At 65.4% G+C, this 16177-nt stretch carries 12 protein-coding genes; 10 read left to right on the plus strand and 2 right to left on the minus strand.

Translation table 11 applies throughout. The features are described 5' to 3' along the window. Positions 1 to 554 precede the first annotated feature (554 nt). The 8 genes from K9B33_RS17115 to K9B33_RS17150 all read left to right on the plus strand — a co-directional run bounded on the left by K9B33_RS17115 (position 555) and on the right by K9B33_RS17150 (position 10909). On the plus strand, positions 555 to 1400 hold the full coding sequence (locus K9B33_RS17115) for an XrtA system polysaccharide deacetylase (RefSeq protein ID WP_224550283.1): 846 nt from the start codon (positions 555 to 557) through the stop codon (positions 1398 to 1400). Further along, positions 1397 to 2467, plus strand: a complete 1071-nt coding sequence (locus tag K9B33_RS17120) for a FemAB family XrtA/PEP-CTERM system-associated protein (protein WP_224550284.1) — start codon at positions 1397 to 1399, stop codon at positions 2465 to 2467. Before K9B33_RS17115 ends, K9B33_RS17120 begins: the two co-directional genes overlap by 4 nt. A gap of 65 nt (positions 2468 to 2532) precedes the next feature. After that, positions 2533 to 3606, plus strand: coding sequence for a FemAB family XrtA/PEP-CTERM system-associated protein (locus K9B33_RS17125; protein ID WP_224550285.1), 1074 nt, complete (start codon positions 2533 to 2535; stop codon positions 3604 to 3606). Further along, entirely contained in the window at positions 3603 to 4829 is a 1227-nt protein-coding gene (locus K9B33_RS17130; protein WP_224550286.1) for a TIGR03087 family PEP-CTERM/XrtA system glycosyltransferase, read from the plus strand. The genes K9B33_RS17125 and K9B33_RS17130 overlap by 4 nt, the downstream gene beginning before the upstream one ends. A gap of 17 nt (positions 4830 to 4846) precedes the next feature. Beyond that, a complete protein-coding gene (xrtA, locus tag K9B33_RS17135) occupies positions 4847 to 6361 on the plus strand; it encodes an exosortase A (RefSeq protein WP_263499625.1) in 1515 nt (504 codons plus the stop codon). Between the two features lie 10 nt (positions 6362 to 6371). Further along, a complete protein-coding gene (locus K9B33_RS17140) occupies positions 6372 to 8267 on the plus strand; it encodes an XrtA/PEP-CTERM system amidotransferase (RefSeq protein WP_224550288.1) in 1896 nt (631 codons plus the stop codon). Between the two features lie 158 nt (positions 8268 to 8425). Then, entirely contained in the window at positions 8426 to 9775 is a 1350-nt protein-coding gene (locus tag K9B33_RS17145) for a sugar transferase (protein WP_224550289.1), read from the plus strand. 3 nt (positions 9776 to 9778) lie between these two features. Continuing rightward, positions 9779 to 10909 (plus strand): glycosyltransferase, encoded by a 1131-nt coding sequence (locus tag K9B33_RS17150; protein ID WP_224550290.1) that lies wholly within the window; start codon positions 9779 to 9781, stop codon positions 10907 to 10909. A 15-nt stretch (positions 10910 to 10924) separates the two neighbouring features. Here K9B33_RS17150 and K9B33_RS17155 read toward each other — a convergent pair whose 3' ends face one another. Together K9B33_RS17155 and K9B33_RS17160 are read right to left on the minus strand one after the other, a co-directional pair. Further along, a complete protein-coding gene (locus K9B33_RS17155) occupies positions 10925 to 12613 on the minus strand; it encodes an amidohydrolase (RefSeq protein ID WP_224550333.1) in 1689 nt (562 codons plus the stop codon). 95 nt (positions 12614 to 12708) lie between these two features. Further along, positions 12709 to 13578, minus strand: a complete 870-nt coding sequence (locus K9B33_RS17160) for an NAD(P)-dependent oxidoreductase (protein ID WP_224550291.1) — start codon at positions 13576 to 13578, stop codon at positions 12709 to 12711. A 193-nt stretch (positions 13579 to 13771) separates the two neighbouring features. Between K9B33_RS17160 and K9B33_RS17165 the strand changes: the two genes are divergently transcribed. After that, positions 13772 to 15019: a threonine ammonia-lyase gene (locus tag K9B33_RS17165; RefSeq protein WP_224550292.1), complete on the plus strand. Its 1248-nt coding sequence runs from the start codon at positions 13772 to 13774 to the stop codon at positions 15017 to 15019. A gap of 112 nt (positions 15020 to 15131) precedes the next feature. Continuing rightward, positions 15132 to 15950, plus strand: a complete 819-nt coding sequence (locus tag K9B33_RS17170; protein ID WP_224550293.1) for an arginyltransferase — start codon at positions 15132 to 15134, stop codon at positions 15948 to 15950. Positions 15951 to 16177 lie beyond the last annotated feature (227 nt).

The following is a 16177-nucleotide window of genomic DNA, read 5'->3' on the forward strand; positions in this document are numbered from 1 at the left end:
GGTTGACCCGGTCGAAGAAGAGGTCGAGCCGGAAGAGACTGCGTCCTTCGCCGCGCCGTTCGCGCCGGATAAAGCGGAAGCCGTCGAGGTGGAAAGCGTCGTGGAGGCCGAACCGTCGGTCGTGGACGAGGCCTTCGATGAGATCGAGACTGTGGCCGAGGCTGAGCCGGTCGGAGATGCCGAACCTTTCGCCGAGGCGGCGGCCGCGCCGTTCGCCGCGGTAGATGCGGTCGATGTCGATGCGCTGCGCGCCGACATGCTGGGCGAGATTGAAGCGTTGCGGGCTGAGATCGCATCCCTGCGGGCGGTGCAGTCCCATGCGCCCTTCGGCCAGCCGGCACAGCCGGAAATCGATCCCGAAGCGCTCAAGGGCTGTTTCACTTTGATCGAGGAACGGCTGTCGGCGCTGGAGTTTCGTGCCGAGGAACAGGATACGGCCTTGCGCCGTGTGCTGACGCTGCTGGTCGACTGGGTCGAGCGCGAGGAACGGATGGCGGATATGCAGGCGGGCGTCGCCGCCTGACGCCTTATATGACTGACAAGGTTGGAGGATCATGCAGAACGCCCTGTCTGTCGATGTCGAGGACTGGTTCCAGGTCGGCGCGTTCGAGCGCACGCTGCGGCGTGCCGACTGGGACAGCCTGACCCACCGGGTCGAAACCAATAGCGACGCGGTGCTGGACCTGTTCGCGCAGGCCGGCGTCAAGGCGACCTTCTTCACCCTGGGCTGGGTGGCCGAGCGCTATCCCGCGTTGATGCGCCGGATTGCGGATGCCGGTCATGAAGTCGCCAGCCATGGCTACGACCATGCCCGCGTCTTCACCTTCACCCCGGAGGAATTTCGCGCCGACCTGCGCAAGTCGCGCGCTATCCTGGAGGATGCGAGCGGGCAGGCGGTCACCGGCTATCGTGCGCCCAGCTTCTCCATCGATCCGCGCACGCCCTGGGCGCACCCCATACTGGCCGAAGAAGGCTATCGCTATTCCTCCAGCGTCGCGCCGATCCGGCATGACCATTATGGCTGGCCGGATTCGCCGCGTTTCGCCTGGAAGCCGGTCGCGGGATCCGATCTGGTCGAACTGCCCGTCACCACCGCGAAATGGGGCAAGCGCACGCTGGCGGCCGGCGGGGGCGGCTTTTTCCGCCTGCTACCCTACGCCTTTTCGCGTTGGGCGATCCGGCAGGTCAACGAACAGGCCGGACGGCCCGCGATCATCTATTTCCATCCGTGGGAAATCGACCCGGACCAGCCACGGGTCGCGGATGCGCCGCTGCGGTCGCGCCTGCGCCATTACAGCAACCTGTCGGTGATGGCGGCCAAGCTACGCCGCTTGACCCGCGATTTCGCCTGGACTCGCGTCGATGCGCTGGCGGATGCGGAAGCGGCGCGCGCCTCATGATGGTCTGCAATGCCGCCGATTTCGGCGTCACGATGCTGGACGTCGATGATCCGGGTCAGACGCAGGCCGCCGACGATTTCGTCATGGCCCATGATGCCGGCACGCCCTTTCATCGAGCCGCCTGGCTGCGCGCAATCACGCAGGCGACGGGGCATCGCGCGTTATTGCTCGCCGCGGTGGCGCCGTCCGGCCAGATTCGCGGGATATTGCCGCTCCATCATGTGAAGAGCCGGCTGTTCGGCGACGCGCTCGTGTCCTGCGCCTTTGCGGTCGATGGTGGTCTTCTGGTCGCGGATGATCGGGCGGTGGCGCCGCTCGCCGCGGCAGCCCAAGGGTTGGCGCGCACGCGGGGCGGGCCGCCGCTGGAATTGCGTGGCGGGGTTGCGCCGGGCGACGAGTGGCAGCGGTGCGAAGGCGAGTATGTCGGTTTCGTCCGCCCCTTGGCCGCAGACGACGACGCGGAACTGCTCGCCGTGCCCCGCAAGCATCGCGCCGAATTGCGCAAGGCGCTCGCTAATCCTGCGCTCAGCGTGGAGGCAGGGCGCAGCGAGCGACTGCGGCGCGACCATTATCGCGTGTACGCGACCAGCGTCCGCAATCTCGGCACGCCGGTTTTCCCCGCAAAGCTGTTTCAGTCGGTGTTGCAGCAGTTTGGCAAGGATGCCGACCTGCTGGTCGTGCGCGAAGGAGATCGGCCGGTGTCGGCGGTATTGACCCTTTATCACCAGGGGAGGGTGATGCCCTATTGGGGCGGCGGCGTGGCCGATGCGCGGCGACTACGCTCCAACGAACTCATGTACTATCGGCTGATGGGCCATGGTCGCGACCGTGGCATGACCCAGTTCGATTTCGGCCGTTCCAAGGCCGGCAGCGGCCAGGCGGCGTGGAAGAAGAGCTTCGGTTTCGATCCGGCGCCGCGCGTCTATCATAGCTGGTCTGTCGACGGGACCAGGCGCGACGTCAATCCGAACAGCGCCAAATATCAGCGGCGCATCGAATATTGGAAGCGATTGCCGCTGCCCGTCGCCAACATTTTGGGGCCGCTGATTTCGCGCGGTCTCGGTTGAATCGCACATCAAATATTCAACCCTGACCGGTAGGTTCGGGCAGGGGTGACAAGGGAATGACTTCCATGAATGCTATCACCGGTCTGGGCGTCATCGTCGATGAAGCGCGCTTGTCCGACGCCACGACCGTCGCGGAACTGGACGCATGGGTATGCGCGCACCCCGACTCCACGCCCTTTCACCGGCCGGGATGGATCATGGGCGTGGAAGCGGGCACCGGACAGAAGGCCAGGATGCTGGTCGCGCGCCTGATCGGCGGCGAGATCGTCGGCCTGTTGCCGCTGACCTATATCCGATCGGCGCTGTTTGGGCGCGCGCTGGTGGGCAGCGGTTTTGCCGTCGATGGCGGCCTGTTGACCAGTCATCGCAAGGCCGGGGCGGCGCTGGCCGACGCCGCCTGGACGCTGGCGGAACGGCTGGGCTGCGATACGCTGGAATTGCGCGGCGGGGAAGCGCCTGGCGGTCCGGTGTGGCAGGAGAAGGCGGACGCCTATCTGGGCTTCTCGCGGGCGCTGGCGGCCGATGACGAGGCGGAACTGAAGGCCGTGCCCAAGCGCCACCGGGCAGAAATCCGCAAGGGGATCGCGAACGACCTGCATTTCGAGACCGGGCGCGACAAGCGGTTGCGCGACATCCACTACCGGCTTTACGCCCATAGCGTCCATAATCTGGGAACGCCGGTCTTCCCGCGCGCGCTGTTCGAGCAGATCATGGACCGGTTCGGCGACGATGCCGACATCGCTTTGGTGTCGAAGGACGGCGTGCCGCTGTCGGCGGTCATCAGCTTCTATCATCGCGGCGCCTGCATGCCTTATTGGCATGGCGCCGGCGAAGGTGCACGGACGATGCGATCGAACGAATTTCTCTATTTCAGCCTGATGCGGGCGGCGCGCGAGCGGGGCTGCGCCATCTTCGATTTCGGCCGGTCGAAGGTCGGCACCGGGCCTGCCGCCTGGAAGAAGACATGGGGGTTCGAGGGCGAACCGCTCGGCTATCATCTGCGCACCGCGCCGGGCAAGGAGACGCGCGACGTCAATCCGCTTTCGCCGCAATATCGGCGGAAGGTCGAATTGTGGAAGAAGTTGCCCGAATCGATCGCCAACCTGATCGGGCCGCATATCGCGCGAGGGCTGGGATGATCGGCGACATCCTTTTCCTCTGCCATCGCATTCCCTTTCCGCCGGACCGGGGTGACAAGATCCGGTCCTATCACCTTCTCCAGCGGTTGGCGGAGATTGCGCCCGTCCATGTTGGCTGCTTCGCCGACGATGGTCGCGACATGGGCTTTGCGAGCGAGATGGGCCAGGTCGCAGCCAGCCAGTGCGTGCTGATGCGCGACCGGTCGAAGCTGGTCGCGGGGCTGACGGGGCTGGCGAAGCGCCAGTCGCTGCTGGTGTCGCTGTTCGACCATCCCGGCCTGCATCGCTGGGTGGCGCAGACGCTGGCGGAGCGACCGATCCGCGCCGTCGTCGCCTATTCGGCGCAGATGGCGCATTTCGTGCCCGTCCTTCCCGCTGACGTGCGTTTCCTGATGGATTTCGTCGATTTCGATTCCGCTAAATATGCGACCTATGGCGCGGAAGGATCGGGGCCGATGGGCTGGATCAACCGGCGCGAGGGGCGCGTTCTGCTGAACTTCGAGCGGCAGACCGCGGCGCGGGCGGACATCAGCAGCTTCGTGAGCGAGGCGGAAGCCGCGCTGTTCCGCGACGCCTGCGGCCTGGGTGCCGACCGCATAGTCGGACTCGAAAATGGCGTGGCGCTCGACTATTTCGATCCGGCGGCGGATTTTCCTGCGGTCGATCGGGAGGCGGGGCCGCTGCTCGTCTTCACCGGGCAGATGGATTATCGCCCCAATGTCGAGGCGGTGGAGAGTTTTGCGCGCCAGAGCCTGCCCGCGATCCGTACCGTCCATCCCGATGCCCGCTTCGCCATTGTGGGACGCAATCCGGCCAAGGCGGTGGAGGCGCTGGCGCAACTCCCCGGCGTGATCGTGACCGGCGGCGTACCCGATGTGCGTGGCTGGCTGGCGGCGGCCGATGTCGTGGTCGCGCCGCTGCGCATCGCGCGTGGCATCCAGAACAAGGTGCTGGAGGCGATGGCGATGGCGCGGCCGGTCGTCGCTTCGCCGCAGGCCGCCGAAGGCATCGATGCCAGCGACGAGTTCCATTTTCTGGTCGCCGCCAGTCCCGCCGAGGAAGCGGCGAAGATCGTCGCGCTGCTGGCCGATCCGGCCCGCGCGCAGCGGCTGGGCCTCGCCGCGCGGGCGCGGACGCAAGAACGCTATCGCTGGTCCACGACATTGGCGGCGCTGCCCGATCTGCTACTTCGCGCGCCCGCTAAAGGCGCGTGCGCGGCGTGAACGAACGGGCGATCCCCATGGACCGGATGCCGCTGAGCGACCTGACCGGCTGGCGCGGTCATCTGATCGCGCTGGGCGTGGTCGCTTTTGCGATTCTCGCGCTGTTCTTTGCCGACGTCCGCAGCATGGTGTCGATCTGGTGGAACGCCTCCACCTTCGGCCATTGCCTGTTCATTCCCTTCCTCATCGCCTGGCTGGTGCAGCAGCGCCTGGCCGGATTGCGGCAACTGGAGCCCGTCGCCTGGGCGCCGGGGCTTGTCTGGCTGGGCGCGGGTGCATTGGCCTGGTTGCTGGGCGCGGCGGCGGGCGTGGCGATGGTGCGGCATGGCGCGCTGATTATGATGTTGCAGGGCGCGACCATCGCGCTGCTCGGCCCGGCGGTGGCGCGCGCGCTGCTCTTCCCGCTCTTCTACGCCTTCTTCATGGTGCCCTTCGGCGAGGAGATCGTGCCGCCGCTGCAACTGGTGACGGCGCGCCTCGCCATGCTGTTGCTCGACCTGTCGGGCGTGCCGGCGCATATGGAGGGGATATTCATCACCACGCCGACCGGCTATTTCGAAGTGGCGGAGGCCTGTTCGGGCGCGAAATTCCTGATCGCCATGACCGCCTATGGCGTATTGGTCTGCAATGTCTGTTTCAAGAGCTGGTCGCGTCGCGCGGTGTTTCTCGCCGGCGCGCTCAGCCTGTCGGTGCTGGCCAATGGCGTGCGCGCTTTCGCCACCATCCTGGTCGCGCATCTTACGACCGTCGATGCCGCGGTGGGTTTCGACCATGTCGTTTATGGCTGGGTCTTCTTTGCGATCGTGATGACGATCGTCATGGCGGCGGCGTGGCCCTTTTTCGATCGCAAGCCTGGCGATCCCTGGTTCGATCCGCGCACGTTGCAAGGCGCAGTGCGCAGGCCGTCGCGTACAGGTGCAATCGCCGGCGGCGCGCTGACGATGATCGTGGCGGCGCCGCTCTGGCTTGCCGCCACTGCCGCCACCGCCGATCCGCTGCCGCCGGTGCTGACCCTGCCCGTGGTGCCGGGGTGGAGCCGGACCGACATCCACCAGGCCTATCCGTGGAAGCCACGGTTCGACGGCGCGGATCATTTCGTCATTGGGCGCTACAGCAACGGGCGGGGACAAGTCGTCGACCTCGCCATCGCCGCCTATGCGCGGCAGGATGAGGGCCGCGAACTGGTGGGCTTCGGCCAGGGGGCGGCCGATCCGGACAGCGAATGGGTCTGGTCGTCGCCGGCCCGCGCACCTGCTTATGGCCGGGGCGAACAGATTACCGCGCCCGGCCCGGTGGTGCGGCATGTCGTGAGCGTCTATCGGATAGGCGACGGCGCCCTGTCCGGCAGCAGGCCCGCGGTCAAGCTGGCGACGATGAAGGCCCGGTTGCTCGGGCAGGACCAGCGCGCCGTCGCCATCCTGGTGTCGGCGGAAGAGGCCGAAGGGCGTTCGTCCGATGCGGCCATCGCGGCTTTCCTTTCCAATCTTGGCGATGTGCAGCTTTTGGCTGACCACAGCGTCGGCATCCGCTAGGGAAGTTCGCATGTGCGGCATAGCGGGTATCTTCCATCTCGAAACGGCCAAGCCCGTGGACCCGGCACGGGTACGCGCGATGCTGGACGTCATGCCGCATCGCGGGCCGGATGGCAGCGGGATCTGGACCGCGCCGGGCGTGGGCCTGGGCCATCTGCGCCTGTCGATCATCGACCTGGAGGCTGGTGCGCAGCCGATGCTGACCGAGGACGAAAGCCTGACGGTCGTCTTCAACGGCGAAATCTATAATTTCGCCGAGGTGCGCGCCGAACTGGAGGCGAAGGGCCATGTCTTTCGCACCCATAGCGACACCGAAGTCATCCTGCACGGCTATCGCCAATGGGGCGAGGAGTGCGTGCAGCGCTTCAACGGCATGTTCGCCTTCGCTTTGTTCGACGCGCGGGCGCAGGCATTGTGGCTGGTGCGCGACCGGCTGGGCGTCAAGCCGCTCCATTATGCACTGCTGTCCGATGGCAGCCTGATCTTCGGGTCGGAATTGAAGAGCCTGCTGGCGCACCCGCTGCTGCGCCGCGCGCCGGACCTGTCGGCGGTCGAGGATTATATGGCCTATGGCTATGTCCCCGACGATGCCTGCCTGGTGGCGGGCGTGCGCAAGCTGGGCGCGGGGGAGACTTTGCGGCTGGTGCGCGGACGACCCCTGCCGCAGCCGCAACGCTATTGGGACGTCAGTTTCGCCGAGCGGAGCAAGGCGTCGCCGCAAGCGCTGGAGGAAGAACTGGTCGCGCTGATGCGGCAGGCGGTGCGATCGCGCATGGTCGCCGACGTGCCGTTGGGTGCGTTCCTGTCGGGCGGTGTCGACAGCAGCAGCGTGGTCGCGCTGATGGCCGAAGCGTCGAGCCAGGCGGTCAAGACCTGCACCATCGGCTTCGACGTCGCGGCGTTGGACGAGACTGCCTATGCCGATCGCATCGCCCGCCGCTTCGCCACCGATCATCGCAGCCGGATCGTGTCGCCCGACGATTATGGGTTGATCGACCGGCTGGCCTTTCATTTCGACGAGCCTTTCGCCGATGCGTCCGCCCTGCCGACCTTCCGCGTGTGCGAACTGGCGCGCGAGCAGGTGACGGTGGCACTGTCGGGCGACGGCGCGGACGAGGCCTTTGCGGGCTATCGCCGCCATCGCTTTCAGATGCAGGGCGAGCGGTTTCGGTCGCTGATCCCCGCGTCCGTGCGCCAGCCTTTTTTCGGGACGCTGGGCAAATATTATCCCAAGGCAGACTGGGCGCCGCGCGCGCTGCGGGCCAAATCGACGTTCCTCGAACTGGCCGGGGAGGGTGGGGAAGCCTATGCCGCGTCGGTCGGGGTGACGCCCCATGGCTTGCGCCAGCGATTGTTTAGCCAAGAGATGAGGGGCCGCCTGGGCGCCTATCGCGCCGAGGATCGTTACATCAAGGCGATGGCGGAGGCGCCCGCGCGCGATGCGCTGGACCGGGCGCAATATGCCGATATCCGCATATGGTTGCCGGGCGATATCCTGACCAAGACCGACCGGATGAGCATGGCCGTCAGCCTGGAGGCCCGCGAGCCGCTACTGGACCATCGGCTGGTCGAATTCGCCGCGCGCCTGCCAGTGGGGCAGCGCATCCGCGGTAATAGCGGCAAATATATCATGAAGAAGGCGATGGAGCCGTTCCTGCCGCAGGACATTCTCTATCGCCAGAAAATGGGATTCGTCACGCCGATCAGCGCTTGGTTCCGGGGCGCTTTGGCGGGCGAAGCGACCGCGATCGCAGGCGGATCGGCGCTGGCGCGGACCGACTGGTTCGACACGAAGATGCTGGCGAAGGTCGCGGCCGACCATCGATCGGGCGTGTCGGATCATGGGCGCCTGTTGTGGCAGTTGCTGATGCTGGACAAGGCGCTGACGCGGTTGTTTGGGGCCTAGGGACGTACAGCCGTTCGTTTCGCGCATGTGGAGAAACGCGGACACGGCGCTACCCGCTTATCGCCTGTGCTCGGAGCGAACGGGTGCGAAGACACAACCCCTTGCAACCCGCGCGCGCGGGTGCCAACGGGACGCATGGCGATAATCAGGGCGCACCAGTGACAGTCTCCAAGGAAATCGTGCGGCTGCGGCTCTATGCGCTGTGCCTTGCGGGCGACATGGCAGGGCTGTTCTGCGCCTTTCTCGCCGCCAACTGGTTCGTGCTGGGCGCCCTGTGGGGGGAGCCGGGCAAGCCGCACGGCCTCGTGATGTTTGCCATGGTCGCGCCGCTCTATGCGCTGCTGGCGGTGCAGGGTGGCGCCTATGGCATCAATACGCTGGAGCGGGTGCGGCGTGGCATCGTGCGGGCGCTGTGGGCGCTGGTGCAGGCGGCGCTGCTGATGCTGCTGATCGTCTATCTGGGCAAGATCGCCGAGCAATTGTCGCGTCTGACCTTCATTACCGGCCTGGGATTGAGCGCGGTGGCGGTGGCGTTGGTGCGTGTCGCGGTCGCGCGGCTGGCGGTCGCCTTGCTGGGCGATGTGCCGCATCTGACCGCTGTCATCCTGGACGGCGTATCGATCACGGTCGGCCCGCATATGGACGTCATCGATGCCGATGCGGCGAACCTTCATCCCGAACGGCATGACGCCGACATGGCGGCACGGCTCGCCGCCGTGGTCGGCATGGCGGAGCGGGTGATCGTCGCCTGCCCGCTCGATCGCATGGCTGACTGGTCGGCGGCGCTCAAGTCGCTGTCGGCGCGGGGCGAGATCGTCGTGCCGGAACTGCTGCGTTTCGCCCCGGCGCGGATCGATGAATTTGACGGCCAGCCCACGATCATCGTGGCGGGCGGTCCACTGCACTTCCGCGATCGACTGATCAAGCGGCTGTTCGACCTGATCGTCGCCAGCGTGGCGACAGTCCTGCTCTCGCCGATTCTGATCGGCGCGGCCATCGCGGTACGGCTGACCAGCCCCGGCCCGGCGCTGTTCCGCCAGCCGCGGATCGGCAAGGACGCCCGGCCCTTCGCCATCTATAAATTCCGGTCGATGCGCAGCGAGGCGAGCGACCATAAGGCCGCGACGCTGACCCGGCGCGACGACGACCGGGTGACAAAGGTCGGGGCGTTTCTGCGCAAGACCAGCATCGATGAATTGCCGCAATTGTTCAACGTGTTGAAGGGCGACATGAGCATCGTCGGCCCGCGTCCCCACGCCGCCGCCGCCAAGGCGGGAGACAGCCTCTATTGGGAGGTCGATGCCCGCTATTGGGAACGGCATTGCATCAAGCCGGGCATGACCGGCCTGGCGCAGGTGCGCGGCCATCGCGGCTCCACCGATCATCATCAGGATCTGATCGATCGGCTTCAGTCGGATCTGGAATATGTCAGCGACTGGTCGGTGTGGCGTGACCTGCGGATCATTTTTGCGACGCTGGGCGTGCTGGTCCATCACAAGGCCTATTGAGCGATGGCGACCAACCTTATTCTTGGCGTTGTTCTGCTGCTTTGTCTGGCTGCGGTGGCATGGCCGTTTTTATTCTATCCCTTGATCCTGCGCGCTTTGCCGACCGTGGCGGAAGCGCCGGTCGAGGGGCCGAAACCCAGCGCGTCCCTGCTGTTCTGCGCCTATAATGAAGCGGCGGCGATGCCGGAGAAGCTGGCTAATCTGGCGATGCTGAGAGCGCGGCATCCGGAGCTGGCGATACTGGCGTTCGACGATGGATCCTCGGACGGCACCGGCGATCTGATCGCCGCACAAGATGATATGGTGACGCTGGTGCGTGGGCCGGGGCGTAGCGGTAAAGCGTATGGGATGAAGCAACTGGCCGCCCGCGCGCGCGGTGATGTGCTGATATTTACCGACGCCAACGTCCTGCTGGACGCCGACGCGATCGACAATCTGCTCGCCCGCTATGCAGACCCGCAGGTCGGTGGCGTGCTGGGCTCGCTCCACTATATCGGCGCGGAGGATAGCGCGACCGCCTCGGTCGGGTCGCTCTACTGGCGGATCGAGGAAAAGTTGAAGGACGAGGAGTCGCGCACCGGCAATGTGCTGGGCGCGGACGGATCGATCTTTTCGATCCGGCGCAGCCTGTATCCCGATTTCCCCGATAGCGTGCTGGACGATCTGACCGTGTCGATGGCGGTCGTGTTCGCGGGCAAGCGTTTGGTGAAGGCCAAGGATGTGATTGCGCGCGAACGGCTGGTGACGGCGCGCAAGGACGAATATCGGCGCAAGGTACGGATCGCCGCGCGGGCCTGGCACACGCACGCCCATTTGCGCCCGCAATTGCGGCGGATGGCGGCGGTCGATCGCTTCAAATATGCGTCGCGCAAGATCGTCCGCTGGTTTGGCGGACTGTTTATTCTGGTCGGCGCGATCGCGGCGGGCGCGCTTGCGATGCGGGTATCGCCAGCGCTTTATCTGGCGGGCGCGCTGGGCGTAGCATTGGTCCTTTGGATCGGCGTGCGGGCGAAGAGCGGTCCCTTCGCCGCGCTGGTCGATGTTATGATCGCCTATGCCGCGACCTTGCAGGGCGTCGCCAAGGCGATGACGGGGCGTACCGTCACCGTCTGGAACCCTGCCCAGTCTCGCTAAATCGGCCGCGTCGAACTACTGCCCCTTCACATAGACGCGCTTGCCGCCGATCCAGGTTTCCAGCACCTGGGTCTCGCGGATGTCGGCCGGACGCGCCGTCGAGATATCGCGATCGATCAGCAGGAAATCGGCGCGCTGGCCCGGAACGAGGCTGCCGAATTTCTTGTCGGCGAAACCGGCATAGGCGGCCTGGCGCGTGAAACCGTCCAGCGCGGCGTCGAAGCCGACCCGCTGTTCGGGCATCCAGCCACCGGCCGGTTCGCCCTTGCCGTCCTCGCGGCTCATGGCCACGGCGATGCCGGCAAAGGGATTGGGGCTTTCCACCGGCACGTCGGAACCGAAGGCGAGGGGCACCTTGTTGTCCAGCATCGCTTTCCACGCATAGGCGCCATTCAGCCGGGCTTCGCCCAGTCGGGCCGTCGCCATGCGCCAGTCCGACGCTTCATGGACCGGCTGCATCGATGCAATTGCGCCCAGCGGCCCGAAGCGCGGCAGGTCGCTGGGCGTGACGATCTGCGCATGTTCGATCCGCCAGCGGCGGTCGCCCTTATAGGTGTCGTTCAGTTCCTCGATCGCGTTCAGCAATTCATGATTGGCCGCATCGCCGATGGCGTGGACGACGACCTGGAAATTGTCCATCGCCGCGCGGCTCATGAAATTGCGCAACTGCGTGTCTGGGATCATCGGCAAACCGCGCTGGCCCGGCGCATCGGCATAATCGGCGCGCAGCCAGGCGCCGCGCGACCCCAAGGCGCCGTCGAGCAGCAACTTCACGCCGCCCATGCGCAGATGATCGTCATAGAGCCAGGGCGTCGGTTCCGGCCCGGCGATCAGTACCATATTGTCGATGCCATAGGCATAGGACATGATCCGCACCCGCAGCGCGCCGCGATCGGCCGAGCGGCGGAACGCTTGCCAATCCTCTATGCTGGTGCCCATGTCGGCAATGCCGGTGATGCCAAACGCCAGCAGCGCGCGCTGCGCCTTTTCCAGCGCGATGTCGCGGTCCTTGGGCGCGGGCGGCGGTGTTACCTTCTGGATCAGGTCCATCGCCTTGTCGACGAAGACGCCGGAAGGCTTGCCGCCGGCCATTTCGATCCGCCCGCCCATCGGCGCCTTGGTCGCGGGGGTGATGCCCGCCGCGCGAATCGCCGCGCTGTTGGCCCAGCCGGCATGGCCGTCGATCCGCTCCAGCCACACCGGAATGTCGCCGACCGCCGCGTCCAGTTCTGCGGCGGTGGGGAAGCGCCCCAGACCCCATTGTTCCTGATTCCAGCCGGTGCCGATGATCCACTTGCGCCCGGCATTGGCCTGCGCATAGGCGCGAATCTTGGCCTGCGCCTCCGCCAGCGATCGCGTTTCCGACAGGTCGAGCGTGATCAGCGACAGGCCATAGCCCATCACATGCCCATGCGCGTCGATCAGGCCGGGGATCAGCGTCTTGCCGCCCGCATCCAGCTTGAACGCCAGCCCTTTGGGCGGTTCAGGCCAGGGTTGCCCCTTTTTCGGCTTTTTGGGCCGCTCATATTTGGGTTCCTGATAACGACCCGGCAGCAGCTTTTCGACCTTGCCATCGTCATCGATCATCAGCGCGGCGAACCGGACGACCTTGCCATTGGGATCGATGGCGATGCCGTTGACATTGTCGATGACGCCCGCGGCGAGGGCGGGGAGGCTGGTGGACAGTGCCAGTGCTGCGACCATCAGGCAGCGTGCGCCCGCGAAGGCGGAAGTCCCCTTGAAATGGTGGGACTCGGTTCCCGTCTTCGCGGGAACATGGATGGGGTGGGGGCGATCGGTCATGCGCGGGTGATCCGGCGCACCAGCGCGCTGGTGTCCTGACGGTTGCCGCCCATAGCCTGCACGTCGGCGTAGAATTGATCGACCATCGCCGTCACCGGCAAAGTCGCGCCATTGGCCCGCGCTTCCTCCAGCGCCAGCCCCAGATCCTTGCGCATCCAGTCCACCGCGAAGCCGAAGTCGAAACTGTCCTGCGCCATTGTCTTCCATCGATTGTCCATCTGCCAGCTTTGCGCCGCGCCGCCCGAAATCGCCTCGAATACCGCGTCCAGGTCGAGTTCGGCCGCCTGAGCGAAGCGCAGTGCTTCCGACAGGCCTTGCAGCACGCCGCCGATGCAGATCTGGTTCACCATCTTGGTGGTCTGGCCCGCACCGGCGCCGCCAACATGGACGATCCGCGCAGCATAGGCCTGCATTACCAGCTTGGCCGCCGCCACCGCCGGTTCGCTGCCGCCGCACATGATCGACAGCCGCCCGTTTTCCGCGCCCGCCTGACCGCCCGATACCGGCGCGTCGACGCTATGGATGCCGCGGCTTTCGCCTTCCACGAACAATTGCCGCGCGATCCGCGCCGACACGGTCGTGTGGTCGATGAACAGGCTGCCTTCCTTCATCGTGCGGAATGCGCCCTCGCGGCCCAGCGTAATCTGCGACAGGTCATCGTCATTGCCGACGCAACTGATGACGATGTCCGCCTCTTCCGCGGCCTTGGCCGGGCTGATGGCGACGGCGCCGCCATAGGCTTCCGCCCATGTCTTCGCCTTGCCGATGGAGCGATTGTAGACGGTGAGGCTGTGCCCCGCCTTGGCCAGGTGCCCTGCAACAGGGCCGCCCATGACGCCCAGGCCGATAAACGCGATATTAGCCATATGCCTCGTACATCTGGAGCGATTTCAAGTCGGATGCACATCCGACGATTCAGAAATCGCGGAAAACAAAAGACAATGAAACATGATTCCCGGTCGTTCGATGCATCATGCTCTAGCGTGCATCCCCGCCATAGGGCCAGTTTTCCGACAGTGCCAGTTTCTTCGCCCGCAATTTTCGTTTAGGTGCCCGCTCATGAACACGCTCGCCAAGATCGAAAGCGCCCTGCCGCTGCCCGTCACCGTCGATGACATCCTTGCCGCTCGCACCCGGATTGCCGGTTCGATCGTCAAGACCCCGACTTTGATCAGCCAGACGCTGTCGAACATGCTGGGCTGCAACGTCTATTTGAAGTTCGAAAATCTTCAGTTCACCGCCGCCTATAAGGAACGCGGCGCGCTCAATCGCCTGCTTCAGCTGGACGACGCGGCGAAGGCCAAGGGCGTAATTGCAGCGTCCGCGGGCAACCATGCCCAGGGGCTGGCCTATCATGGCAGGCGGCTGGGCGTGCCCGTCACCATCGTCATGCCCACCACCACGCCTACGGTGAAGATCACGCAGACGCAGGGCCATGGCGCGACCGTGGTGCAATATGGCGAGAAATTCGATGACGCCTATGCCCATGCGCGGTTGCTGGAGGTGGAGCAGGGCCTGACCTTCGTTCATCCGTTCGACGAACCCGACATCATGGCCGGGCAGGGCACGGTCGCGCTGGAAATGCTGGAGGACGCGCCGGAAATCGACACGCTCATCATCCCGATCGGCGGCGGCGGCCTTTTTTCGGGCATGGGGACCGCGGCGCGGGCGATGAAGCCGGACATCCAGCTTTTCGGCGTGCAGGCGGAACTGTATCCGTCGATGTACGACTTTATCAAGGGCGCGGACCTGGCCTGCGACGGCGATACCCTGGCGGAGGGCATCGCCGTCAAGCAACCCGGCGAACTGACCCGCCGCTTCGTCGAGCGGCTGGCCGACGATGTGCTGCTGGTGACCGAGCGGCGGCTGGAAGAGGCGCTTAGCCTGTTGTTGCAGATCGAAAAGACCGTTGTGGAGGGCGCGGGCGCCGCGGGCCTCGCTGCGCTGCTGACCTATCGGGAGAAATTCGCCGGGCGCAATGTCGGGCTGGTGCTGACCGGCGGCAATATCGACACCCGCCTGCTCGCCAATGTGCTGCTGCGCGACCTGGCCCGGTCGGGCCGTCTGGCGCGGCTGCGGATCATCCTGCAGGATCGGCCCGGCGCGCTGTTCCATGTCGCCCGCATCTTCGATCAGGAAGCGGTCAACATCCTCGAACTGGCGCATCAGCGTATCTTCACCAACCTGCCGGCCAAGGGGCTGAGCCTGGATGTCGAGTGCGAGACGCGCGATCGCGCGCATCTTCAGCGGTTGATCGCGGCGCTGGGCGAGGCCGGTTATGAGGTCGCGCCGATCGAGGTTGCGTGACCGCGGGAAGCGGGCGCGATTTTTCGTGGTAAACGCCCTTTTCAGAGGGGCATCGTGGCGGCATAGTCAATGTTATGACTGACGTCCGCCGCCATGAAAGGAAGCCTGGAGCGTGACTGCCGCCTTCCGCTTTCCCCGTTTCTTCGTCACCAACCCCAGCCCTTGCCCCTATCTGCCGGGCAAGAGCGAGCGGAAGGTGTTTACCGAGCTGAACGGGGACAATGCGGCGGAACTGAACGACGCGCTGGGCCGCATCGGCTTTCGTCGCAGCCAGAATGTCGCCTATCGGCCAAGCTGTGCGGACTGTTCAGCCTGTGTGTCGGTGCGGGTCGTCGCCCATGAATTCCAGCCCAATGCGACGCAACGCAAGCTGATCCGTCGCAACAGCGACCTGGTCGTCACGGCCTGCAAGCCCTGGTCCACCGAGGAGCAGTTCGCGCTGCTCCAGCGCTATCTGGTCGATCGTCATCCCGGCGGCGGCATGACCGAGATGGACGAGATGGACTTCTCCGACATGGTCGAGCAGACGCCGGTCGACAGCTATATCATCGAATATCGCGAACCGGGCGTCGATGGCCGCCCCGGCAAGCTGATCGGCGCCTGCCTGACCGACCGTCAGGGCGACGGCCTGTCGATGATCTACAGCTTCTTCGATACGCAGCTTGAGCATCGGCCGGGCCTGGGTAATTACATCATCCTGGATCATATCACCCGGGCGTCCGGTGCCGCCCTGCCCTATGTCTATCTGGGCTATTGGGTCGATGGATCGCAGCGAATGCAATATAAGATCCGCTATCGTCCGCTGGAAAAGCTGAGCCGCAGCGGCTGGGTGCGTTTCGATCCGCACGAGCAGGCGCAGGCCATTCGCGGCGTCCAGCAGCGCGACGAACCGCCGCTGCCGGTCGAACTGGTGGGCATGTTCCGTAAATAGACAGCCAGATCGGCGAAGGTCGATCGTTCAATGATTGTTGCGCCATCCGTTTCGGTTGCTGCAACCTGATGCGCTTTTGTCTTGTCGGTCTTCGAACCGATTTGCCGCCATTGCCGCGCTAGGTAAAACAGAACGGTGCCGCGCCAAAAGCCAACGCGCGGGCTGGTCGAGGTCTACATTCTGATGACATGCATCGGCCCCTGGCGTGTCTGGCGCGATGCGTCGGG

Source organism: Sphingobium sp. 3R8 (genome assembly GCF_020166615.1).
In the GTDB taxonomy this organism is placed as follows: Bacteria; Pseudomonadota; Alphaproteobacteria; order Sphingomonadales; family Sphingomonadaceae; genus Sphingobium; species Sphingobium bisphenolicum.